This is a genomic window from Salmonella sp. SG203, assembly GCF_013350575.1.
Taxonomy (GTDB): Bacteria; Pseudomonadota; Gammaproteobacteria; order Enterobacterales; family Enterobacteriaceae; genus Salmonella; species Salmonella enterica.
This window is the reverse complement of the sequence record NZ_SNMT01000007.1, coordinates 176160-199983: the sequence shown is the minus strand read 5'-3', so window position 1 is coordinate 199983 and position 23824 is coordinate 176160. Positions and strand designations below refer to the sequence as shown.

At 54.9% G+C, this 23824-nt stretch carries 19 protein-coding genes; 7 read left to right on the top strand and 12 right to left on the bottom strand.

Features of this window, described 5'->3' with window-relative positions; translation table 11 throughout:
- Positions 1–45: 45 nt before the first annotated feature.
- The 7 genes from tsgA (at position 46) to HV477_RS12885 (ending at position 13372) form a co-directional block, all read left to right on the top strand.
- Positions 46–1227, top strand: coding sequence for an MFS transporter TsgA (gene tsgA, locus HV477_RS12915; protein WP_079898849.1), 1182 nt, complete (start codon positions 46–48; stop codon positions 1225–1227).
- A gap of 316 nt (positions 1228–1543) precedes the next feature.
- Entirely contained in the window at positions 1544–4087 is a 2544-nt protein-coding gene (gene nirB, locus HV477_RS12910; RefSeq protein ID WP_000049248.1) for an NADPH-nitrite reductase large subunit, read from the top strand.
- Positions 4084–4410, top strand: a complete 327-nt coding sequence (gene nirD / locus HV477_RS12905) for a nitrite reductase small subunit NirD (RefSeq protein WP_000084817.1) — start codon at positions 4084–4086, stop codon at positions 4408–4410. Before nirB ends, nirD begins: the two co-directional genes overlap by 4 nt.
- 183 nt (positions 4411–4593) lie before the next feature.
- Positions 4594–5403 carry a nitrite transporter NirC gene (gene nirC / locus HV477_RS12900; protein ID WP_000493576.1) on the top strand — a complete coding sequence of 270 codons (810 nt, stop codon included), beginning with the start codon at positions 4594–4596 and terminating at the stop codon, positions 5401–5403.
- A gap of 11 nt (positions 5404–5414) precedes the next feature.
- Positions 5415–6788 carry a siroheme synthase CysG gene (cysG, locus tag HV477_RS12895; protein WP_079898850.1) on the top strand — a complete coding sequence of 458 codons (1374 nt, stop codon included), beginning with the start codon at positions 5415–5417 and terminating at the stop codon, positions 6786–6788.
- A gap of 326 nt (positions 6789–7114) precedes the next feature.
- Positions 7115–13009, top strand: coding sequence for an autotransporter adhesin BigA (gene bigA / locus HV477_RS12890; RefSeq protein WP_131535271.1), 5895 nt, complete (start codon positions 7115–7117; stop codon positions 13007–13009).
- A gap of 192 nt (positions 13010–13201) precedes the next feature.
- Positions 13202–13372 (top strand): YhfL family protein, encoded by a 171-nt coding sequence (locus HV477_RS12885; protein ID WP_000472323.1) that lies wholly within the window; start codon positions 13202–13204, stop codon positions 13370–13372.
- A 144-nt stretch (positions 13373–13516) separates the two neighbouring features.
- On the opposite strand, the gene trpS is transcribed toward HV477_RS12885, so the two are convergent.
- The 12 genes from trpS to HV477_RS12825 form a co-directional block, all read right to left on the bottom strand.
- Positions 13517–14521: a tryptophan--tRNA ligase gene (gene trpS, locus HV477_RS12880; protein WP_000165562.1), complete on the bottom strand. Its 1005-nt coding sequence runs from the start codon at positions 14519–14521 to the stop codon at positions 13517–13519.
- A complete protein-coding gene (gph, locus tag HV477_RS12875; RefSeq protein WP_175065040.1) occupies positions 14514–15272 on the bottom strand; it encodes a phosphoglycolate phosphatase in 759 nt (252 codons plus the stop codon). Before gph ends, trpS begins: the two co-directional genes overlap by 8 nt.
- A complete protein-coding gene (gene rpe, locus HV477_RS12870) occupies positions 15265–15942 on the bottom strand; it encodes a ribulose-phosphate 3-epimerase (RefSeq protein WP_000816287.1) in 678 nt (225 codons plus the stop codon). The genes gph and rpe overlap by 8 nt, the downstream gene beginning before the upstream one ends.
- Positions 15943–15959: 17 nt before the next feature.
- Positions 15960–16796 (bottom strand): adenine-specific DNA-methyltransferase, encoded by an 837-nt coding sequence (gene dam, locus HV477_RS12865; protein WP_000742132.1) that lies wholly within the window; start codon positions 16794–16796, stop codon positions 15960–15962.
- Between the two features lie 180 nt (positions 16797–16976).
- Entirely contained in the window at positions 16977–18254 is a 1278-nt protein-coding gene (gene damX / locus HV477_RS12860) for a cell division protein DamX (protein WP_079898852.1), read from the bottom strand.
- Positions 18255–18351: 97 nt separating this feature from the next.
- Positions 18352–19440 carry a 3-dehydroquinate synthase gene (gene aroB / locus HV477_RS12855; RefSeq protein ID WP_079898853.1) on the bottom strand — a complete coding sequence of 363 codons (1089 nt, stop codon included), beginning with the start codon at positions 19438–19440 and terminating at the stop codon, positions 18352–18354.
- Between the two features lie 56 nt (positions 19441–19496).
- The gene (aroK, locus tag HV477_RS12850; RefSeq protein WP_000818621.1) at positions 19497–20018 is read right to left on the bottom strand and encodes a shikimate kinase AroK; all 522 of its coding nucleotides are present in this window, start codon (positions 20016–20018) and stop codon (positions 19497–19499) included.
- A gap of 464 nt (positions 20019–20482) precedes the next feature.
- Complete coding sequence (gene hofQ, locus HV477_RS12845; protein ID WP_023165842.1) at positions 20483–21721, bottom strand: DNA uptake porin HofQ; 1239 nt, start codon at positions 21719–21721, stop codon at positions 20483–20485.
- Complete coding sequence (locus HV477_RS12840; RefSeq protein WP_000868832.1) at positions 21636–22037, bottom strand: HofP DNA utilization family protein; 402 nt, start codon at positions 22035–22037, stop codon at positions 21636–21638. Before HV477_RS12840 ends, hofQ begins: the two co-directional genes overlap by 86 nt.
- Positions 22027–22500: a hypothetical protein gene (locus tag HV477_RS12835; protein WP_079898854.1), complete on the bottom strand. Its 474-nt coding sequence runs from the start codon at positions 22498–22500 to the stop codon at positions 22027–22029. The genes HV477_RS12840 and HV477_RS12835 overlap by 11 nt, the downstream gene beginning before the upstream one ends.
- On the bottom strand, positions 22484–23023 hold the full coding sequence (locus HV477_RS12830; protein WP_079898855.1) for a PilN domain-containing protein: 540 nt from the start codon (positions 23021–23023) through the stop codon (positions 22484–22486). Before HV477_RS12830 ends, HV477_RS12835 begins: the two co-directional genes overlap by 17 nt.
- Positions 23023–23802: a hypothetical protein gene (locus tag HV477_RS12825; RefSeq protein WP_058108031.1), complete on the bottom strand. Its 780-nt coding sequence runs from the start codon at positions 23800–23802 to the stop codon at positions 23023–23025. Before HV477_RS12825 ends, HV477_RS12830 begins: the two co-directional genes overlap by 1 nt.
- Positions 23803–23824: the final 22 nt, after the last annotated feature.

Sequence of the window (23824 nt, the reverse complement as noted above, 5' to 3'; positions counted from 1 at the left end):
GCTTAACGCGCCCTCCACGCGCTTCACTTCTCTTCAAGGCCAGACATGACTAACAGCAACCGCATCAAGCTCACATGGATCAGCTTTCTTTCCTACGCCCTGACCGGGGCGCTGGTGATTGTCACCGGGATGGTGATGGGAAATATCGCAGACTATTTTCAGCTGCTCGTTTCCAGCATGAGTAACACCTTTACTTTCCTGAATGCCGGGATTTTGATCTCGATCTTCCTCAATGCGTGGCTGATGGAAATCATCCCGCTGAAAACACAGCTACGCTTTGGTTTTATCCTGATGGTGCTGGCGGTGGCCGGGCTGATGTTCAGCCATAGCCTGGCGTTGTTCTCAGCGGCGATGTTTGTGCTGGGGCTGGTCAGCGGGATCACCATGTCGATTGGCACCTTCCTGATTACGCAACTGTATGAAGGGCGTCAGCGCGGTTCCCGACTGCTGTTTACCGACTCCTTCTTCAGCATGGCGGGGATGATTTTTCCTATGGTCGCCGCCTTCCTGCTGGCGCGTAGTATTGAGTGGTACTGGGTCTACGCCTGCATCGGCCTGGTCTACCTGGCGATTTTCATCCTGACCTTCGGCTGTGAATTTCCGGCGCTGGGTAAACATGCGCAGCACTCTCAGGCGCCTGTCGTCAAAGAAAAATGGGGCATTGGCGTACTGTTTCTGGCCGTCGCCGCGCTGTGCTATATCCTCGGTCAATTAGGCTTTATCTCCTGGGTGCCGGAATACGCCAAAGGCCTCGGCATGAGCCTGAATGACGCCGGGGCGCTGGTGAGTGATTTCTGGATGTCCTATATGTTTGGCATGTGGGCGTTCAGCTTTATCCTGCGCTTTTTCGATCTGCAACGCATTCTGACCGTACTGGCGGGTATGGCGGCGGTACTGATGTATCTGTTTATTACCGGCACGCAGGCGCATATGCCGTGGTTTATTCTGACGCTGGGCTTCTTCTCCAGCGCCATTTATACCTCCATCATTACGCTGGGATCGCAGCAAACGAAAGTGGCCTCGCCTAAGCTGGTTAACTTTATTCTGACCTGCGGCACTATCGGAACGATGCTGACCTTCGTCGTCACCGGCCCGATTGTGGCGCACAGCGGTCCACAGGCGGCGTTACTCACCGCGAATGGTCTGTATGCGGTGGTCTTTGTGATGTGCTTTGCGCTCGGCTTTGTCTCCCGTCATCGCCAGCATAGTTCGCCAGCGGCGCATTGATAATGATTGCCGGATGGCGACGCGATGCGTCTTATCCGGCCTACAGCGTAAGCTATTGGTAGGCCGGATAAGGCGACGTCGCCCTCCGGCACTCTATCCCCTCCTGACGGGGTAGGCCTGTTGGCCTAAAAACCCCTCATTTTGTATGTTATTTGTACAAACCTGAAAAGCCTGACAATTCCGCCACTTATAAAAATCCAGACAAATCAGCCATATACCCATTAAGAGGTATATAAAGGTGAATTTGATTTACATCAATAAGCGGGGTTGCTGAATCGTTAAGGTAGGCGGTAATAGAAAAGAAATCGAGGCAAAAATGAGCAAAGTCAGACTCGCTATTATCGGTAATGGTATGGTCGGCCACCGCTTTATTGAGGATCTCCTTGATAAATCCGACGCTAGCCTGTTCGACATTACCGTGTTCTGTGAAGAACCCCGTAAAGCCTATGACCGTGTCCACCTGTCATCCTACTTCTCTCACCACACCGCGGAAGAGCTCTCTCTGGTGCGTGAAGGATTTTACGAGAAGCACGGCGTAAAGGTACTGGTTGGCGAACGCGCAATTACCATTAACCGTCAGGAGAAAGTGATTCACTCCAGCGCGGGTCGTACCGTTTATTATGACAAGCTGATCATGGCGACCGGTTCCTATCCGTGGATTCCGCCGATTAAAGGCTCCGAAACCCAGGATTGCTTCGTTTACCGTACCATTGAAGACCTCAACGCTATCGAAGCCTGCGCCCGCCGCAGCAAGCGCGGGGCGGTGGTCGGCGGCGGTCTGCTGGGGCTGGAAGCCGCTGGCGCGCTGAAAAACCTCGGCGTGGAAACGCACGTCATTGAATTTGCGCCAATGCTGATGGCGGAACAACTCGATCAAATGGGCGGCGAGCAGCTACGTCGCAAGATCGAAAGCATGGGCGTGCGTGTACACACCAGTAAAAACACGCAAGAGATTGTTCAGCAGGGTAACGAAGCGCGTAAGACTATGCGTTTTGCCGATGGCAGCGAGCTGGAAGTCGATTTTATCGTCTTCTCTACCGGTATTCGCCCCCGCGACAAGCTGGCTACCCAGTGCGGTCTGGCCGTCGCGCAGCGCGGCGGGATCGTGATTAACGACACCTGCCAGACGTCCGACCCGGATATCTACGCTATCGGCGAGTGCGCCAGTTGGAACAACCGCGTTTACGGTCTGGTCGCACCAGGCTATAAAATGGCCCAGGTCGCCGTTGACCATATCCTCGGCAGTGAAAACGCCTTTGAAGGGGCGGATCTCAGCGCCAAGCTGAAGCTGCTGGGCGTGGACGTCGGCGGCATCGGCGACGCGCATGGCCGCACGCCGGGCGCGCGTAGTTACGTTTACCTCGATGAAAGCAAAGAAGTCTACAAACGTCTAATTGTCAGCGAAGATAACAAAACGCTGCTCGGCGCAGTACTGGTCGGCGACACCAGCGATTACGGCAATTTGCTGCAACTGGTACTGAACGCCATCGAACTGCCGGAAAACCCGGATTCGCTGATCCTGCCGTCGCACGCGGGCAGTGGTAAACCCGCTATCGGCGTGGATAAACTGCCGGACAGCGCGCAGATCTGCTCCTGCTTCGATGTGACTAAAGGCGATCTGATCGCCGCTATCAATAAAGGCTGCCATACCGTGGCGGCGCTGAAAGCGGAAACCAAAGCCGGAACCGGCTGCGGCGGCTGCATCCCGCTGGTGACGCAGGTACTGAACGCCGAACTGGCGAAACAGGGTATTGAAGTCAACAACAACCTGTGCGAGCACTTTGCTTATTCTCGTCAGGAACTGTTCCACTTAATCCGCGTGGAAGGTATCAAAACCTTTGAAGAACTGCTGGCGAAACACGGTAAAGGCTACGGCTGCGAAGTGTGTAAGCCGACCGTCGGTTCGCTGCTGGCGTCGTGCTGGAACGAATACATCCTCAAGCCGCAGCACACGCCGCTGCAGGATACTAACGATAACTTCCTGGCGAATATTCAGAAAGACGGCACCTACTCGGTGATCCCGCGCTCGGCGGGCGGTGAAATCACCCCGGAGGGTCTGGTGGCCGTGGGGCGTATCGCCCGCGAGTTTAACCTCTATACCAAAATCACCGGTTCTCAGCGTATCGGCCTGTTTGGCGCGCAAAAAGACGATCTGCCGGAAATCTGGCGTCAGTTGATTGAAGCCGGTTTCGAAACCGGTCACGCGTACGCCAAAGCGCTGCGGATGGCGAAAACCTGCGTCGGCAGCACCTGGTGCCGCTACGGCGTGGGCGACAGCGTCGGTTTCGGCGTCGAGCTGGAAAACCGCTACAAAGGCATTCGTACCCCGCACAAAATGAAGTTCGGCGTCTCCGGCTGTACCCGTGAATGTGCGGAAGCGCAGGGCAAAGATGTCGGCATTATCGCGACAGAAAAAGGCTGGAACCTGTACGTCTGCGGTAACGGCGGCATGAAACCGCGTCATGCGGATCTGCTGGCAGCCGATCTCGATCGCGACACGCTGATCAAGTACCTCGACCGCTTTATGATGTTCTACATCCGTACTGCCGACAAACTGACCCGTACCGCGCCGTGGCTGGATAATCTGGAAGGCGGCATCGAGTATCTGAAATCGGTCATCATCGACGATAAGCTGGGCCTGAACGAACATCTGGAAGAAGAGATGGCGCGCCTGCGTGCAGCGGTGGTCTGCGAGTGGACGGAGACCGTCAACACGCCAGCGGCGCAGGTTCGTTTCAAACACTTCATCAACAGCGACAAACGCGACCCAACTGTCCAGGTTGTGCCTGAACGCGAACAGCATCGTCCGGCCACGCCGTATGAACGCATCCCGGTCACTCTGGTGGAGGAAAACGCATGAGCCAGTGGCAAAACATCTGCAAAATTGATGACATCCTGCCGGGAACCGGCGTCTGCGCGCTGTCAGGCGGCGAGCAGGTGGCGATTTTCCGTCCTTACCATAGCGATCAGGTGTTTGCGATCAGCAATATCGACCCGTTCTTTGAGGCCAGTGTGCTGTCTCGTGGGCTGATTGCGGAACACCAGGGCGAACTGTGGGTCGCCAGCCCGTTGAAAAAGCAGCGCTTCCGCCTGAGCGATGGGCTGTGCATGGAAGATGAGCAGTTCTCTGTGAAACAGTACGACGCGCGGGTAAAAGACGGCGTGGTGCAGTTGCGCGGTTAATTATTTTTGGGAGGCGCAACGCCTCCCCTTTTTTGACGTACTTGTAGGTCTTTTATTGGTAGGCCTGATAAGCGTAGCGCCATCAGGCAATTGCAAAAGCACATTGCCGGATGGCGGCATAAATGCCTTATCCGGCCTACGGTTACGATTTCTTTTTATTTTTTGTACTTCAAGGATAATCAAATGTTTACAGACACTATCAATAAGTGTGCGGCTAACGCTGCGCGCATCGCACGCCTGTCGGCGAATAATCCGCTCGGCTTCTGGGTCAGTTCGGCAATGGCCGGGGCTTATGTCGGTCTCGGCATCATTCTTATTTTCACCCTCGGCAATCTGCTCGACCCGTCCGTGCGTCCTTTGGTGATGGGAGCGACCTTCGGTATCGCCTTAACGCTGGTCATCATCGCCGGTTCCGAACTGTTTACCGGCCACACCATGTTCCTGACGCTGGGCGTCAAAGCAGGCACCATCAGCCACGGTCAAATGTGGGCTATCCTGCCGCAAACCTGGCTCGGCAACCTGGTCGGTTCCGTGTTTGTCGCCCTGCTTTACAGCTGGGGAGGCGGCAGTTTGTTGCCGGTCGATACCAGCATCGTTCACTCAGTCGCGCTGGCGAAAACCACCGCGCCCGCCACGGTACTGTTCTTCAAAGGCGCGCTGTGTAACTGGCTGGTTTGTCTGGCAATCTGGATGGCAATCCGCACCGAAGGCACGGCAAAATTTCTTGCTATCTGGTGGTGTCTGCTGGCGTTTATCGCTTCCGGCTACGAGCACTCCGTCGCGAATATGACGCTGTTCGCCCTCTCCTGGTTTGGTCATCACAGCGACGCCTATACCCTGTCCGGAATCGGACACAACCTGTTATGGGTCACTCTGGGTAATACTTTGTCCGGCGTCGTGTTCATGGGATTGGGTTATTGGTATGCTACGCCGAAATCGGAGCGTCCTGTTCCGCAAAAAACCAACCAAATTAAGGTTACAGCCAACCATTAAGGGGTAATGTCGTGGACCATTTGCCTATATTTTGTCAATTACGCGACCGCGACTGTCTGATCGTCGGCGGTGGCGATGTCGCAGAACGCAAAGCACGGTTATTGCTGGAAGCAGGCGCACGTTTAACGGTCAATGCGCTGACCTTTATTCCACAGTTCACCGTATGGGCAAATGAAGGCATGTTGACTCTGGTTGAGGGACCGTTCGACGAAACGCTTCTCGACTCGTGTTGGCTGGCGATCGCGGCCACTGACGACGATACCGTCAACCAGCGCGTCAGCGACGCGTCGGAGTCACGCCGTATCTTCTGCAACGTGGTGGATGCGCCGAAAGCCGCCAGCTTTATCATGCCCTCCATTATTGACCGCTCGCCGCTGATGGTCGCCGTCTCCTCGGGCGGCACTTCCCCGGTGCTGGCGCGTCTGCTGCGCGAGAAACTGGAATCGCTGCTGCCGCAGCATCTGGGGCAGGTCGCGCGCTATGCCGGGCAACTCCGCGCCCGAGTGAAAAAGCAGTTTGCCACCATGGGCGAACGTCGTCGCTTCTGGGAAAAATTTTTCGTCAATGACCGGCTGGCGCAGTCGCTGGCGAATGCCGATGAGAAAGCGGTTAACGCGACAACCGAACGCCTGTTTAGCGAACCGCTGGATCACCGTGGCGAAGTCGTGCTGGTCGGTGCCGGACCGGGCGATGCCGGGCTGCTTACGCTGAAAGGATTACAACAAATCCAACAGGCGGATATCGTGGTTTACGATCGCCTCGTTTCCGACGACATTATGAACCTGGTACGCCGCGATGCCGATCGGGTCTTTGTGGGGAAACGCGCGGGTTACCACTGCGTCCCACAGGAGGAAATCAACCAGATCCTGCTGCGTGAAGCGCAAAAAGGTAAACGCGTGGTACGCCTGAAAGGCGGCGATCCCTTTATCTTTGGTCGCGGCGGCGAAGAGCTGGAAACGCTGTGTCATGCCGGTATTCCTTTCTCAGTAGTACCGGGGATTACCGCGGCTTCTGGCTGCTCCGCCTACTCCGGTATTCCGCTAACCCATCGCGATTACGCACAGAGCGTACGTCTGGTCACGGGTCACCTGAAAACCGGCGGCGAGCTGGACTGGGAAAACCTGGCGGCAGAAAAACAGACGCTGGTGTTCTACATGGGGCTGAATCAGGCAGCGACTATCCAGGAAAAACTGATCGCATTCGGTATGGAGGCCAATATGCCGGTTGCGCTGGTGGAAAACGGTACCTCCGTAAAGCAACGCGTCGTTCACGGTGTGCTGACGCAGCTCGGTGAATTAGCGCAACAGGTTGAAAGCCCGGCGCTGATTATCGTTGGTCGCGTGGTAGCCTTACGCGATAAATTAAATTGGTTCTCTAATCATTAATTAAAATAAAGCCCTGTTATTCAGGGCTTTATTTTACAACTACTCGTAATCTAAAATTATTTTTACTTAAAATTGAATTAAGCAATCCATTTTAAATACACCAAACGAATTTAAATAGCAATTATATTGCGTAAAAACCCTTTCATTCGTCAAATTCACCCGTTATTCATTCACCCAATAAATAATATCGTTAAGCCTTCAATTTGACCTAACCTGGTTATCGGGTGATAAAATAAACACTAAATCATAATTTTCTTCTGGCTATTTCATCATTGCCTGTATCGCTATCCGCATATGTTTAGTACGCAAGGAAATATTAATTAAGGATGAACTCTATGCAAAAGAAAAAACTTATTTCTATCGCTATCGCTTTAACGCTGCAAAGTTATTACATTCCGGCCATCGCCGCAGAGAATAACGATGATGAAAAAGAATGTCCCAGTAATATCGCCTCCCTGCCTAAAGAAAAACGCGCAAAACTCTCACCGACCTGCCTTGCTACATTACCTGAAAATGATAATCACTGGGGCTGGGTTGCTGGCGGCGTTGCCGCACTGGTCGCGGGTGTGGCTATTGGCGTTGAAAATAACGGTGGCGGAGATTCTACTCATTCTTATATTCCCCCTACGCCCGACGATGGCGGCAATGTCACCCCGCCTGACGATGGCAGCGATGACGATGTGACCCCGCCCGATGATAGCGGCGATGACGATGTAACCCCGCCCGACGATAGCGGCGATGACGATGTAACCCCGCCCGACGATAGCGGCGATGACGATGTAACCCCGCCCGATGATAGCGGCGATGACGATGTAACCCCGCCCGATGATAGCGGCGATGACGATGTGACCCCACCCGACGATAGCGGCGATGACGATGTAACCCCACCCGACGATAGCGGCGATGACGATGTAACCCCGCCCGACGATAGCGGCGATGACGATGTAACCCCGCCCGACGATAGCGGCGATGACGATGTAACCCCGCCCGACGATAGCGGCGATGACGATGTAACCCCGCCCGATGATAGCGGCGATGACGATGTGACCCCGCCCGATGATAGCGGCGATGACGATGTGACCCCGCCCGATGACGACGACACGCCCCCGGATGACTCTGTTATAACCTTCAGCAACGGCGTCACCATCGATAAAGGCAAAGACACCCTGGCCTTCGATAGCTTCAAACTGGATAGCGGCAGCGTTCTCGAGGGTGCCGTGTGGAATTATTCAGAACAGAACAACCAGTGGCAGCTCACCACCCTGGACGGCAAAACGCTGAACGTCACCGGTTGGGACGTGACCGACGCTAATGCCGCCGTGATTGAAGGCACCCAGGAAAATGGTCTCTACTGGAAGTATGACAGCCGGGGCTATCTGATCCTTGCCGACGATAAAACCACCGTTATCAGCGGCGACGGCGAATCGCATACCTCCGATCGCGGCATGGATATCAGCGGCCAGGATCGCACCGGCGTGATTATTTCCGGCAATCGAACCGTCAACACGCTCACCGGGGGTTCCAGTGTGACCGACGGCGCCATCGGCATGGTGATCACTGGCGATGGCACCACCAACACCATTTCGGGCCACTCAACGGTGGACAACGCCACCGGCGCGCTGATTTCCGGCAACGGCACCACCACCAATTTCGCCGGTGACATTGCCGTGAGCGGCGGCGGCACCGCCATCATCATCGACGGCGACAACGCCACGATTAAGAATACTGGTACCTCCACCATCAACGGCACAGGCTCCACCGGCACCGTCATTGACGGCAATAACGCCCGCGTCAACAATGACGGTGATATGACCATCACCGATGGCGGCACCGGTGCTCACATCACCGGCGATAACACAGTTATCGATAACGCCGGGGATACCACCGTCAGCGGCGCAGGCTCCACGGCGCTGCATATCGACGGCGACAATGCGCTCATTATCAATGAAGGTAATCAGACTATCTCCGGCGGCGCCATTGGTACGCAGATTAACGGCGACGGCGCCCGTATCGCCAATACCGGCGATATCGCCGTCGATGGCGCAGGTTCTGCGGCGGCGATTATTAATGGCGACAACAGCAGCCTGACCCAGGCGGGCGACCTGCTGGTCACCGACGGCGCGATGGGTATTATCACCTACGGCAGCGGCAACGAAGCCAAAAATACCGGCAACGCCACCGTGCGTGACGCAGACTCAGTGGGTTTTGTGGTCGCAGGCGAACAAAACACCTTCAAAAACAAGGGGAATATTGATATCACCCTTAACGGCACCGGCGCGCTGGTGAGCGGTGATACGTCGCAGGCGACGCTGGATGGCGATATTAATGTCACCGCAACAGAGGACGGCGATAACGTTTATCGTGGCGCGACGGGCCTCGACATGACGGGGGATAACAACACGCTGAATATTGTCGGCAGCGTCACGGTCAACGGCGACTATGACAAAGACAGCGTGATGGCCGGCAGCAGCGATACCCTTCTGGGGATGTCTATCAGCGGCAGCAATAATGCGGTGGACCTGACCGGCACGCTCAATATTAACGTCAGCGATATGAGCAACGTGGACGGGCAATATCTGAATACCGTTGGCCTTGATGTGGCGGGTGATGGCAATACCGTGGACTTAGCCGGCGGTATTAATATCAACTACACCGAAGATGCTGATGGCCTCGAATCGGCCGTTACCGGTATAAATATCAGCGGAGACAGTAGCGTAACGCTAAGCGGTGAATCCACGCTCAATATCGCCACCGTCCCCGGCGGTGCGGTGACGCTGGCGAATGTGAGAAATGGCGGCAACTTAACGTTAGATCAAAACTCAACGATTAATATCAATGAAACGGTTATTTCTTCTAATTATTACATGACGCAGGCCCTGTTAACCGCCAGCGGCGAGGGCTCCTCAATCAATAATCAGGGCACTGTCGTTGACGATGGCGCCGTCGCTTTATTACTGGCGGATAGCGGCGCACAGGCACAAAACAGCGGCAAAATTACCGCGTATGCCACAACAGGGACGTCCAGCCGTAATGCGATCGCCGCGGCTAACGGCCAGGGTTCCACCGTTAATAATGAAGCGGAAGGGACAATCACCTTAGTTTCATCATTAACTCCGTTTTCGAGCACCGGCGCGGGCAACTTCCCACTAATCTGGTTCAAAAATACCCTGTACGCCATGCTGGCAGAGGATTACGGCGAGGTGAGCAACGACGCCGGCGCCACCATATATTTGCAGGGCGCAGGGGTATACGGCGTATCCGCCAGTAAAGGTACTGCGCTCAATGCGGGTGATATCTACCTGGACGGCTTTGTCCCGACGCTGGATGAGGAAAACAATATCACCGGCAAAACTTACTGGGCGCCACCGAGCCTTTATGTCACCAGCGCCGCGATGGTCGCAGGCACCACCGACAGCGGTTATGGCGACGCCACCGCCATCAACACCGGTAAGATTACCGTTAATAACGCCGGGTTCGGCATGATGGCGCTTAATGGCGGCAGCGCCATTAACCAGGGCGTGATCACCCTGACCGCCGATGAGGGCGTGACTGGACAGGAAAACGAGTTGGTCGGCATGGCGGCGCTGAACGGCGGCGTCGTCATCAACGATACCACCGGCGTGATTAACATTGACGCCGATTACGGTCAGGCGTTTCTGAGCGACAGTTCCAGCTACATCATCAATAACGGCTCCATCAACCTCAACGGCAGCCCGATGGATGAGACTGATTCACACATGGGCGGTACGCCAACGGATAAAATCTGGATCCAGTCCCTGCCCGGCAGCGGCGACATCGACACGCAAACCTCTGACAAGGGGTTCTTCACCAACGGCACGCTGGCCAACTACGGAACTGAAACCCTGAACGGGGATGTGGATGTTAATGGCGGCTGGCTGTACAACGAGGCCGGTGCCTCGCTCACCGTCAACGGTAGCCTGACGATTTACGGCGGGGCTAACGCGCTGGCCAACTACGGGACGCTGGACGCGGACACTATCTCCACCTGGCACAGCCTCTTTAATGAAAAGGGCGGCAGCATCACCACCGATCTGTTAACCCTTAACGGCGACATCACCCTTTACAATGATGGTGATTTTACCGGCTCCATCGCGGGTGACAGCTACAAGCAGGAAATCGTTAACACCGGCAACATGACGGTGGCGGAAGACGGCAAATCGCTGGTCAGCGGCAGCTTCTACTTCTATAACCAGCAGGGCGCAACGCTTACCAACAGCGGCAGCGCGGTGGAAGGCGGCGAGAACACCATCATCAACATGACGCGCGTTGACGATTCTATCTCTCAGGTTAACAGTGGCACTATCACCGCCACTAACGGCTACAGCGCCATCACCACGACCAACGGCAGTAACAGTCCCAAATGGATCTGGAACACCGCAACCGGCGTGATTAACGGTATTAACCCGGATGCGCCGCTGATCAATCTGGGCCGTGGCTATAACTTCGGCAACCAGGGCACCATCAACGTGCAGGGCGATAACGCCGTGGCGATTAGCGGTGGTACCAGCAGCTATGAGATTAACCTGGTCAACAGCGGCACCATCAACGTCGGAACCGAGCAGGGCAAGGAGGACGGCACCAACGGCACCGGGCTTATCGGCATCAAAGGCAACGGTAAAGCCACCACCATTAACAACACCGCAGACGGCGTGATCAACGTTTACGCCGATGATTCGTATGCGTTTGGCGGCCAGACCAAAGCCATCATCAACAACGGCGAAATCAACCTGCTGTGCGACAGCGGCTGCGACATCTACGCCCCTGGCACCACCGGTACGCAAAACGACCACAACGGTACGGCGGATATTGTGATCCCGAATGCGTCCACCGCTCCGACCGAGGGTAATATCCCCACGCCGCCAGCGGATCCCAACGCGCCGCAGCAGCTCTCCAACTATATTGTCGGCACCAACGCCGACGGCAGTTCCGGTACGCTGAAAGCCAACAATCTGGTGATTGGCGACAACGTGAAGGTGGATACCGGCTTTACCAGCGGCACGGCGGATACCACCGTGGTGGTGGATAACGCCTTCACCGGCAGCAATATCCAGGGCGCGGACAACATCACCTCCACCAGCGTGGTGTGGAACGCCCAGGGCAGCCAGGACAGTGACGGCAACTTTGACGTCACCATGACCAAAAACGCCTATGCCGATGTGGCGACCGACGGTAGCGTGTCTGACGTGGCGCAGGCGCTGGACGCCGGTTACACCAACAACGAGCTGTACACCAGCCTTAACGTTGGCACCACCGCTGAACTCAACAGTGCGCTGAAACAGGTGAGCGGCAGCCAGGCCAATACGGTATTCCGTGAAGCCCGGGTATTAAGCAACCGCTTCAACATGCTGGCCGACGCCGCGCCGCAGATTAAAGACGGCCTGGCGTTTAACGTGGTGGCGAAAGGCGACCCGCGCGCCGAGCTGGGCAACGACACCCAGTACGACATGCTGGCGCTGCGTCAGAAACTGGACTTAACCGAAAACCAGAACCTGACGCTGGAATACGGTATCGCCCGTCTGGACGGCGATGGTTCGCAAAAAGCGGGCGACAACGGCCTGACCGGCGGCTACAGCCAGTTCTTTGGTCTGAAGCACAGCATGGCGTTTGATGAAGGTCTGGCGTGGAATAACAGCCTACGTTATGACGTACACAACCTCGACAGCAGCCGTTCTGTCGCCTATGGCGATGTTAACAAAATTGCCGATTCCGATGCTCGTCAGCAGTACATGGAATTCCGTAGCGAGGGGGCGAAAACCTTCTCCCTGATGGACGATGCGCTGAAAGTGACGCCGTATGCCGGGGTGAAATTCCGTCACACCATGGAAGATGGTTACAAAGAGCGCAACGCTGGCGATTTTAACCTGTCGATGAACTCTGGCAGCGAAACAGCGGTAGACTCTATTGTCGGCCTGAAGCTGGATTACGCCGGGAAAGACGGCTGGAGCGCCACCGCTACCCTGGAAGGCGGCCCGAACCTGAGCTACAGCAAGAGCCAGCGTACAGCGTCATTACAGGGTGCGGCGGGTCAATCGTTCGGCGTGGATGACGGTCAAAAAGGCGGCGGCGTTAATGGTCTGGCAACCATCGGCGTGAAATATAGCAGCAATGATACCGCGCTACATCTGGATGCATACCAGTGGAAGGAGGACGGTATCAGCGATAAAGGCTTTATGCTTAACGTTAAGAAAACATTTCGTTAAATAAACGACATTATATAACACTAATACAGGCCGCTTATTATTAAGCGGCCTTTTTAAATCATATCCCCTGGTAAAGATAAAGTCCTTATTTGGACTACCTGTATAGTTTAATAATTGCTATCGTACTATACGCTAAATAGATCTTATATTTATTCCACCAGTAGTGCTCGTTTTATCAACAAGGATTTTGAAATGTTTAAATTTGTAAAAATTGCCGTTGTGGCAGGGGTTCTGGCGACGCTTACCGCCTGTACTGGTCATATCGAAAACAAAAAAAATAACTGCAGCTACGATTATTTGCTGCACCCTGCAATTTCTATTTCTAAAATTATTGGCGGTTGCGGCCCGGCTGCCGATCAATAATAGAAACGACTGCGCAGATACAAAAAAAACCGGGATTTCCCGGTTTTTTTACAGTTCTGATAAACGGTACGGCACAGGTGCCTTGTCCAACTTACGTTCGTTGGTAGGCCCGATAAGCTAGCGCCATCGGGCACGCAATAACCCTTACGGTTTCGCCACAAAACCAATGGCTTCGTAAACGGCTTTCAGCGTTTCGGCCGCACGTGCGCTGGCTTTTTCCGCCCCGTCTTTCATCACCTTCTGCAAGAACGCTTCGTCGTTGCGGAAACGGTGATAGCGCTCCTGCAACTCAGACAACATTCCGGAAACCGCCTCCGCCACTTCACCTTTCAAATGGCCATACATTTTACCTTCAAACTGTTTTTCCAGTTCAGGAATGCTCTGACCGGTCACGGCGGAAAGAATATCCAGCAGGTTAGAGACACCCGCTTTCTCTTTCACATCATAACGCACTACCGGCGGCTCGTCGGAGTCAGTGACCGCTCGTTTGATTTTCTTCACTACCGATTTCGGATCTTCCAACAGGCCGATTACGTTATTACGGTTATCGTCCGATTTGGACATTTTCTTCGTCGGCTCCAGCAACGACATCACGCGCGCGCCGGATTTTGGAATAAACGGTTCCGGTACTTTGAAAATATCACCATACAGCCCGTTAAAACGCTGGGCGATATCACGGCTCAGTTCCAGATGCTGCTTCTGATCTTCGCCTACCGGCACCAGATTGGTTTGGTACAGCAGGATGTCTGCCGCCATCAGCACCGGGTAATCAAACAGACCGGCGTTAATGTTTTCCGCATAGCGCGCAGATTTATCTTTAAACTGCGTCATACGGCTCAGCTCGCCGAAATAGGTATAACAGTTCAGCGCCCAGCCAAGCTGCGCATGTTCCGGCACATGGGACTGAACGAAAATAGTGCTCTTTTCAGGATCAATACCACATGCCAGGTACAGCGCCAGCGTATCCAGCGTCGCTTTACGTAGCTGCTGCGCGTCCTGACGCACGGTAATAGCATGTTGGTCTACGATGCAGTAGATGCAATGATAGTCATCCTGCATGTTTACCCACTGACGCAATGCCCCCATATAGTTACCAATGGTCAATTCACCTGAGGGCTGTGCGCCACTAAAAACGATGGGCTTAGTCATTTTTTATTTCCTGGTTATCGCTATGCGGAAGCCCAAGTGCGGGCAAAAGATCGTTAAAACTGTCATAAATGACGTCCGGCTCGCTAAGGGCGATCGCTTCGCCATAATTGTAGCCGTATGTCAGGCCAACCGAAGGGCAGCCCGCCGCTTTTGCAGCCTGAATATCATTACGCGAATCGCCGACAAAAAGCATCTGCTCCGGCATCATGCCCAGCCGGCTTGCCACCAGCAACAGCGGCTCCGGATGCGGCTTCTTATTTTGCACATCATCGCCGCCGATAACCACACTAAAGTATTTGGCGATATCAAGCGATTCCAGCAACGGCGCGACGAACGGCGTCGGCTTATTCGTCACCAGACCTAATGACAATCCGCTGGCGTGCAGCGCGCCCAGCGTGTCGGCGACATGCGGAAATAAAAAAGTGCCCTCTTCCACCACTTCGCCATAATACCTGTCGAACAGTTTACGCAGAATGCGTACCTGTTCCTCGGCAGGAATATCTTCATCAACGGGCGGTTTCCCCATCGTCTTACGCAGCGTGGCGCGCTCTTGGCGAGCCCAGGTCAGCGCGCGTTCCATCAATACGTCTGCGCCGTTACCAATCCAGGTAATCACGCGCTCCTCGCCCGCGACCGGCAGTTCCAGCGCATACAGCGCCATATCCACCGCCGCGGCAAGACCCGGCGCGCTATCCACCAGCGTGCCGTCAAGATCAAAGGCGACGCCCCGAATATTCTGCAACTTATCCATGAGTTACCTTTGCCAGCTCACTGCGCATTTCATCAATCACTTTTTTATAGTCGGGTTTATCGAAAATTGCCGACCCCGCAACAAACATGTCCGCACCTGCTGCGGCGATCTCGCCGATATTGTTCACCTTCACGCCGCCGTCCACTTCCAGGCGAATGTCGTAACCGGACGCATCAATGCGGCGACGCACTTCGCGCAGTTTATCCAGCGTCTGCGGAATAAAAGACTGGCCGCCGAAGCCTGGGTTCACGGACATCAGCAGGATCACATCCAGTTTGTCCATGACGTAATCGAGATAACTGAGCGACGTTGCCGGGTTGAATACCAGCCCCGCTTTACAGCCGTGTTCTTTAATCAGCTGTAGCGTGCGGTCAACATGTTCGGAGGCTTCCGGGTGAAAGGTAATGATGCTCGCGCCAGCGGCGGCAAAGTCGGGCACGATACGGTCGACTGGCTTGACCATCAGGTGGACATCAATAGGCGCGGTAATACCGTACTGACGCAGGGATTTCAGCACCATCGGGCCGATAGTCAGGTTCGGCACATAGTGATTATCCATGACGTCAAAGTGTACAACATCAGCACCAGCAGCCAGCGCTTTGGCGGTGTCTTCACCCAGGCGAGCAAAATCAGCCGACAGAATTGAGGGGGCAATCAAATACTGTTTCATCCGCTTCTCCTTGAGAATTATTTTCTTGCAGGCGTTGCGACTCCTGGTTGGTACAGAGCCAGCAGTTCGTCCACCTTTTTACGTGTGCCGCCGTTGCTGCTTATACTGCGTCTAACTTTGACGACATGCAATTTTGCGAGTTGATACCACTCGCGTGTGAGCGCCGTATCATGGTTGGAAATGAGCACCGGTATCCGGTTACTGACCAGATTCTCAGCGATTTCCGCCAGATGCGCTTGTTGCGTCAGGCTAAAACTATTGGTGTGATACGCTGTGAAGTTAGCCGTGGCGGACAACGGCGCATAAGGCGGATCGCAATAGACCACCGACGACTTGTCCGCACGCGCCATACTGTCTGCGTATGACTCACAGTAAAAGAACGCATTCTGCGCTTTTTCTGCAAAGTGGTACAACTCCGCTTCCGGGAAGTAAGGTCTTTTATAACGACCAAACGGTACATTAAATTCCCCGCGTAAGTTATAGCGACAGAGTCCGTTATAACCGTAGCGGTTCAGATATAAAAACAGTACCGCCCGACGAAAGGGGTCCTGGCAGGTGTTGAACTCCTCGCGGAGTTGGTAATAGACCTCAGCCTGGTTAGTTTCAGGCATAAACAGCTCGCGCGAAGCCTGTACATACTCGTCAGTACGTAACTTCACGATGTTATAGAGGCTAATAAGGTCGCTGTTGATATCGGCGAGGATATAACGAGAAAAGTCGGTGTTAAGAAACACCGATCCGGCACCCACAAAAGGTTCGACAAGGCACTCGCCTTTTGGCAAATGTCGTTTGATATCATCAAGCAGAGGGTATTTTCCCCCTGCCCACTTCAAAAAAGCGCGATTTTTTTTCATGCTGACTAACTAATTACACCTTCTCCGGCTGTGGAGAAAGCTCCGACAGCATCCTGCGCTTTAGGCTGTGCCGCGTTGCTTTACGGCGCATTTGACGGTAGCAAATGCGCCCCTCGCGCCTGTCCTGAACAAAAATAGCTGTCAGCGACACTCACAGGCAATTGCAGGACACAGCCTGGATTATTTCAGATCGGCCTGAACCTGATGCAACGGTTTTGCCCACGGGTTTTTCGCCTGCACATCGGCAGGTAAGGTGGACACCGCACGTTTAGCATCTTCTTTCGAAGCATACATCCCCGTTACCAGCACATACCACGGTTGTCCATTACGCGTCGTCTCGTATACCACATAATTTTTCAGGTTCTCTTTCTTCGCCCAACCGTTCAGGTTGTCGTAATTTGAAGAACTACTGAGCTGCAATGTGTAGTGGCTGGATGGCGCGCTCTTTAACGCGCCAACGTTGCCGGCGCTTTTCCCGCCGCCTGCGACAGGCGTCGTCGAGGCTTGCGCTGGCTTCGCGGTTTGTACCGGCGCAGCGCTTGCCGTCGCTGTCGGCGCAGCCGTCGTGGTGGTCGCTTTCGGCGTCGCGGCTGGCGCTGCCGGTTCCGTACGTTTCACTGGCGCGACCGGTTTCTTCGGTTCCGCAGTCGTGGTTTTCGCCGTGGTCTGCGGTTTCTTAGGTTCAATGACGGCCTGTTTACGTTCCGGACGCGTGGTATGACGCTCGGTAGGTTCGCTAACCGCCACCTGACGCGTCGTGCTGCCATTGCGAACTGGCGCGACGGTTGCAGGCTCTGTCGGCAACGTAGAGTTCACCGCAACATTGTTCATCTGCTCTGGATTCTGCGTCAGCGCATTATTCAGATCGCCCTGTACTTCCACGCGCTGCTGACCGTCAGCGACCACAGGTGACTGTCCCTGCGTCGGCGTTGAAGAAATCGGCGGCAACGAAATATCCTGCGACGTATTGCCCGCGGTTTGTTCTGCGGAGGTGGCGCCCGGCGCAGGCTGGGTCGCATTCGCCTGATCGGCGGCGTTACCGGAAAGATCGATACTCTTTTCGCCAGAGGCCGACGGCTCGCTGGAAGACGTTGAGGGGGCTTTCAGCGCGGAGCCGATACCGATAATCAACAGCAGCAGCACCAGTACGCCAACGCCCATCATCATGTATTGACGAGAGGCTGGCTTATGGGCCGCTTTTTTACGCTTACGTGGACGGCGTTCAACACGCTCTTCGTCCACCGTATCGTCTTCATCGGATTCGTACTCTTCTTCAACTTCAGGTTCTTCACTACGCGCTTTACGCGTACGCGTCGGACGGCGATCGTCGGCATCCAGATCAACGTCATCAAAGTTGATCTGCGGCTCATTATCGCGTTCTGAAGATTGACGAGAACGACCAGTACGACGATCGCTGGGATCGGGTTTCAGCTCGTCTTCTGGTTTGAATTCATCCATTTAACACCCCACTCAAAGGTTAATGCTTACGACATTGCACATAACCTGAAGCTAAAAGACTGACATCTACGCAATATCAGTCTGACCTTTCTTGTTGTTACGCCTGCTGACAGTCAGCAATCGCGCTAAGAACGACTTCGTGCGACACTCCGCCGCGCACTTCACTTTTCCCTATGGCCAGCGGAAGCACTAAACGCAGCTCCCCCGCTAACACTTTTTTATCTCGCAGCATGTGCGGCAAATAGTCCTGCGCGGACATCTCGCAAGGGCCATTGACTGGCAACCCGGCCCGTTCGAGTAGCGCGATGATGCGCTGCGTATCAGCAGAACTGAACTGCCCCAAACGCTCGGATGCGCGCGCAGCCATCACTATACCTGCGGCAACGGCTTCACCATGTAACCAATTGCCATATCCCATTTCCGCTTCAATGGCGTGGCCAAAGGTATGTCCAAGATTCAGTAAAGCACGTAAGCCCGCTTCACGCTCGTCGGCGGCAACAACTTCGGCTTTCAGCTCGCAACAACGACGAATACAATACGCCATCGCCGGGCCGTCCAGACGCAATAGCGCATCCAGATTACCCTCAAGCCAGGTGAAGAAGTCCGCGTCGAGTATAATGCCGTATTTGATCACCTCTGCCAGTCCCGATGCCAGTTCGCGTGCGGGAAGCGTTTTCAGGCAATCAAGATCGACAACCACAGAAGCGGGTTGGTAAAACGCGCCAATCATGTTTTTGCCAAGGGGATGGTTGACGGCGGTCTTCCCGCCCACGGAAGAATCAACCTGCGACAGTAAGGTAGTTGGCACCTGGATGAAACGTACGCCTCGCTGGTAGCTGGCCGCCGCAAAACCGGTGAGATCGCCAATCACGCCGCCGCCAAGCGCGACCAACGTGGTATCACGACCATGCGGTTTTTTCAGTAACGCCGTAAACACCGTATCCAGCACCGTCAGGCTCTTATACTGCTCGCCGTCAGGAAGAATCACGCTGTCTACGTTAACGCCCGCCCGTTCGAGTACGCCGCGAACCTTGCCCAGATAAAGCGGCGCCAGGGTTTCGTTGGTCACTAACATGACCTGATCGCCTGATTTCAGCGGCAAGAATGAAGCTGGTTCGTTAAACAAACCAGCCGCGATGGTGATCGGGTAACTACGTTCCCCGAGAGTGACTGTAATCCTCTCCATGACGCGACATCCACCTTAGTTACTTGTGCCCGCTTACCCAGCGTATTCTGCTTGAATTAGTTGCTTTCCAGCATATGAATAATCTGGTTTGCCACAACCTTAGCGCTTTGATCGTCGGTGCGAATGGTGACGTCGGCAATCTCTTCGTACAGCGGATTGCGTTCGTTAGCCAGCGCTTCCAGAACTTCGCGAGGCGGTGCTTCAACCTGCAACAGCGGGCGTTTTTTATCACGCTGCGTGCGCGCCAGTTGTTTTTCGATGGTCGTTTCAAGGTAGACCACGACGCCACGCGCGGAGAGACGGTTACGCGTTTCACGCGATTTTACAGAGCCACCGCCGGTTGCCAGCACAATACCCTGTTTTTCCGTCAATTCGTTGATAACTTTTTCTTCACGATTACGGAAGCCGTCTTCACCTTCAACATCGAAGACCCAGCCCACATCAGCTCCGGTTCGTTTCTCAATCTCTTGATCAGAATCGTAAAATTCCATATTGAGTTGTTGAGCTAACTGGCGCCCAATAGTGCTTTTTCCGGCACCCATAGGCCCAACCAGAAAGATATTGCGTTTCTCTGCCATTTTTTCGGTACTACTAAGACTATTCGTTAATGGTAAACCCGCTTCACAGACACCCAGCGCAGCAGGACATGAACTGAAACCTCATAAGATATTGCGAGAGTCAGACTGAAAATTATCTCAATACTCAAGCGGGTTTGGCAACTGAATAAATCACCAAGCCTGATTGTTGCAAAACCCGAGTTAGCGTTGCCGGATGGCGACCAGAACAACATATCCGGCCTACAAATTGCTCTACTTTCAAACAATTGTGCGCAATCCGCAGAACCAATACGTCTGCATCAGCGGACATTCAGCCGTTTATCATCGGTCTTATGCACACCTTCGGCAAGGCAAAGCGCATTAATCAATGCGTAAGCAACGAAAAGCACGACTCTCAAATCGGTACTCCTTGTATGCTAAATACATCCGCACGTCAAATCCCGCAGATGCGTTCAGTGCAAAAACAGCGCTTTTTTATGCATAAATTATTCTGTCGCCACCAGTCTGGGGGTGATAAACACCACTAATTCGCGTCGCTCGTCCTCTTTGCCGTCATGGCGGAAGAGCTGACCAAGCCAGGGAATATCCCCCAACAGCGGCACGCTATCGCTACCCGATTTATTTTTTCGCGAAAAAATACCGCCCAGCGCCAGCGTCTCGCCGCTTTTTACCTCTACCTGCGTTTCAATTTCCTGTTTATCTATCGCCAGCACTTCGCCGTCAGCCTGTTGTAGTACCTGACCGGGGACATTCTGGCTGATATGTAACTTCAGGCGGATGCGCCCTTTTTGCAAAACGGTGGGCGTCACCTCCATTCCCAGCACCGCTTCTTTAAATTCCACGGAGGTCGCGCCGCTTTCGCCGCTGGAAACCTGATAAGGAATTTCGCTGCCTTGCTTGATACTGGCTGGCTGCAGATGGGAAGCCAGCAGCCGGGGGCTGGCGATAATATCCAACTGCTGCTTTTGCTCCAGCGCTGACAGCTCCAGATCCAGCAAGCGTCCGTTAATGCGCCCGATGTTAAACCCGACGCGTGAGGTGGCGGCGGCGACGGATAAATCACTGGAAAGCGTCGTCACGTCACCCACCGCGCCCGCTTGCGTCGCGTCAGCCAGCGTCCACTTTACGCCCAGTTCCCGTAGACTCTTTTCGTTAATGGTGACGATATGCGCCGCCAGCTCCACCTGCGCCACCGGCAGATCCATTTGCGATACCCATTTTTCCAGCTCCGCCAGGGCCGCGCGGTTATCGCGTAACAGCAGGCGGTTGGTGCGCTTATCTACCATGATGGTTCCCTTCGCGCTCAGGAGTTTCTCGCCCGCTTTCGCCAGTTCGGCGGCATCGGCGTATTGCAGGCTAATGCTGCGGTTTTCCAGCGGTAAATTAGCCTGAAGCCTTAACCGCTCGGCATCCTGCCGCGCACTGTGCTCTTTCTGCCAGGCCTGTGAATGAACATGGAGAATATTCCCCTCCTGACGCAGCACCAGCCCCGCGCTATTGACCACCGTCTGAAGCGCCTGTTTCCACGGCACATCCGTCAGATGTAGCGATAATGTCCCGCTGACGTCCGGCGACACCACCAGATTCTGCCGCTCCTGTTCGGCTAAAGCCTGCAAAACCTGCACCACAGGGACGTCATCAACCACCAGCGTCACTTTCGCCGCTTTTCCCGCCTGCGCGGCGGGCATCAAGGCTATCAGTATTATGGCTATCCATCGCTTCATTGTCCGCTCCCTGACGTAGCCACCGCCACTGCGGCGGCGCACAATTTTTACCGGTCGTTAACGTTAAGGCTTCCGCCGTCAGGCGGACAATCGTCCAACCGTTTTCCAGCGTCTGCCCTTCTTCCACTCGTCGCCATTTTTGCTGACTGTCTTTAAGAATGCCTGTCCATCGCTCGCCTTTACGCACCGCGCCCTGATATCGCCACTGCGAGAGTTCCGCTATCCGGCAGCGATCTTCCGGCGGGCGGAAGGGATCGCGCATTCCCGTCAACGTCAGCAAACAAAAACAGAGCAATACACCGCGGCTAACCTTCATTCGCCAGGCGCTCCAGTTGCAGCGTCATCAATAATTCCGCCCCCTCTTTACGCAATGAAAACCGACTTACGATCATCTCGCTTTCGGCCAACCGGACAAACAGCGACGGCACCGCATCCCAGGACGTTTTCAGCGCCATTTCTCCCCCCTGCGCCGATGGCTGCCAGTGCAGCAAACGCAAGGGAGGCGCCTGGAAATCTAACGGCGAAAAAGGACGCGGGTTTTCAACGGAACGCCCGAAAAGCGGTTCAGCCGCGACGCTCAGACGGCGCAGATTACGCCACTGTTGCCGGGCGGCCTCGCGCTGTTGGCTTAACCGCGCATGTTGCGTATGCAGCGTCTTCCAGCCGGGATAGCCCACAGATAACGCGACCGTCAGCGTCAGGCACAGCACGCCTGCACACCAACCAAAAACCCGGCCACGGCGCGACATCCCGTACCAGATATCAAAGAGCGCGTTCACGGGCGGCGCTCCTCGTTAACTGATAATGGAACTGCCAGCGCCCTTGCGCATCCTGCTGCGTGGCGCCCGTGCGGTTTAGCGGAAAACTGACATAGTGACGAAGCGATGTCTCAAGCGTGAGCAGGGCGTCAAACGTTCTCGCCAGCCCTTCCAGCTCTAGCGTCTCTTGCTGATAATTGAGGCTTGTCAGCCATGCCTGCTCTGGCAACAGGTTGGCAAGGTCAGTCAAGATAGATTGCCAGGCTTGCGTCAGTTCACGCTGCGCCTGACGTTGTAATCGCGCCTGTTGCTGCCGCTGACGCTGCTGCAACTGCGGTATGTTCGCCGCAAGCGCCGTCGTGTGTCCGTTTTCCGCCGTCAGTAGCAGTTCATTAATCCTCCCCTCCTGCCAAAAAACCAACCGGGCGATCATCGCGAGGCTTGCTATCAGCAGCAGGGACGCGCCCCATACCACGCACCACAGCCGCAGACGCGCTACGTAATGTTGGCGCCGCCAGGGGAGCAAATTGACAGAATGCGCCATCAGCGTATCTCCCCTATGGCTAAACCCAGCGCAATCGCAAAGCGATAACCGTCCGGCGGAACCGGCGGTTGGCGGACGGTAACGGCGCGCCAGGGGTCGAATTCGTCTTCGGCGCATAACGAAATATGTTCCGGCATGACGGATAACGTCGCGGCAAGGTCATGCAGCGTCGTCGCCTCGCGCGCCGATTTACGCCCCCACGCATAGCGCGTCGCCCACAGCCACTGGCTCTCATCGCGCCAGACCAGACATTGCCGCCCCGAAGGTATAAACGGCAGCAAGCGCTGTAACGCGCAGGCATCGGGCGTTACAGCAGCGATGCGCACATTGAGCGTTTGCGCCAGCGTTAACAGCTCTGAAATTTCTTTGCTTTGCACGGCGGTAACGTTGAACGCAGGGCTTAGCGCATCGTCCTGAAAGTCGAAACGCAATAAGTCCGGATCCATATCCAGCTCACGCGCCATCGTTTGTGAAAGCCATGCGACTTGCTCACGTTCCCGCAGACGCATCGGCGGATGTGGAAAAGCGCGTTGCAATGTCCGATTTGCGGGAAAAGAGAGATAAATACGGTGACGTAGCGGCAGCTCGCGGCTCCAGGGTCGCAGTACGTGAGCCAGCGATTGCGGGTCAGGAATCGTACCCTCTGCCGTGGAGACGTTCATCAGCGGCAGTCGCCACCAACGTTGCAGGGACCAGCCCGATGCGCCGCGAATAACGGCGATGGCCAGCGCTTCATGCTGCTGAATATGCAATCCTATTTGCCAGGTTTTAAAAGCCATAACGGTCGATCTCCTTATCACC

What these genes read in the sequence shown, in the direction of transcription:
- tsgA (WP_079898849.1), top strand. Translation starts at nt 46, where the DNA reads ATGACTAACAGCAACCGCATCAAGCTCACATGGATCAGCTTTCTTTCC.
- nirB (WP_000049248.1), top strand. Translation starts at nt 1,544, where the DNA reads ATGAGCAAAGTCAGACTCGCTATTATCGGTAATGGTATGGTCGGCCAC.
- nirD (WP_000084817.1), top strand. Translation starts at nt 4,084, where the DNA reads ATGAGCCAGTGGCAAAACATCTGCAAAATTGATGACATCCTGCCGGGA.
- nirC (WP_000493576.1), top strand. Translation starts at nt 4,594, where the DNA reads ATGTTTACAGACACTATCAATAAGTGTGCGGCTAACGCTGCGCGCATC.
- bigA (WP_131535271.1), top strand. Translation starts at nt 7,115, where the DNA reads ATGAACTCTATGCAAAAGAAAAAACTTATTTCTATCGCTATCGCTTTA.
- HV477_RS12885 (WP_000472323.1), top strand. Translation starts at nt 13,202, where the DNA reads ATGTTTAAATTTGTAAAAATTGCCGTTGTGGCAGGGGTTCTGGCGACG.
- trpS (WP_000165562.1), bottom strand. Translation starts at nt 14,521, where the DNA reads ATGACTAAGCCCATCGTTTTTAGTGGCGCACAGCCCTCAGGTGAATTG.
- gph (WP_175065040.1), bottom strand. Translation starts at nt 15,272, where the DNA reads ATGGATAAGTTGCAGAATATTCGGGGCGTCGCCTTTGATCTTGACGGC.
- rpe (WP_000816287.1), bottom strand. Translation starts at nt 15,942, where the DNA reads ATGAAACAGTATTTGATTGCCCCCTCAATTCTGTCGGCTGATTTTGCT.
- dam (WP_000742132.1), bottom strand. Translation starts at nt 16,796, where the DNA reads ATGAAAAAAAATCGCGCTTTTTTGAAGTGGGCAGGGGGAAAATACCCT.
- damX (WP_079898852.1), bottom strand. Translation starts at nt 18,254, where the DNA reads ATGGATGAATTCAAACCAGAAGACGAGCTGAAACCCGATCCCAGCGAT.
- aroB (WP_079898853.1), bottom strand. Translation starts at nt 19,440, where the DNA reads ATGGAGAGGATTACAGTCACTCTCGGGGAACGTAGTTACCCGATCACC.
- aroK (WP_000818621.1), bottom strand. Translation starts at nt 20,018, where the DNA reads ATGGCAGAGAAACGCAATATCTTTCTGGTTGGGCCTATGGGTGCCGGA.
- hofQ (WP_023165842.1), bottom strand. Translation starts at nt 21,721, where the DNA reads ATGAAGCGATGGATAGCCATAATACTGATAGCCTTGATGCCCGCCGCG.
- HV477_RS12840 (WP_000868832.1), bottom strand. Translation starts at nt 22,037, where the DNA reads ATGAAGGTTAGCCGCGGTGTATTGCTCTGTTTTTGTTTGCTGACGTTG.
- HV477_RS12830 (WP_079898855.1), bottom strand. Translation starts at nt 23,023, where the DNA reads ATGGCGCATTCTGTCAATTTGCTCCCCTGGCGGCGCCAACATTACGTA.
- HV477_RS12825 (WP_058108031.1), bottom strand. Translation starts at nt 23,802, where the DNA reads ATGGCTTTTAAAACCTGGCAAATAGGATTGCATATTCAGCAGCATGAA.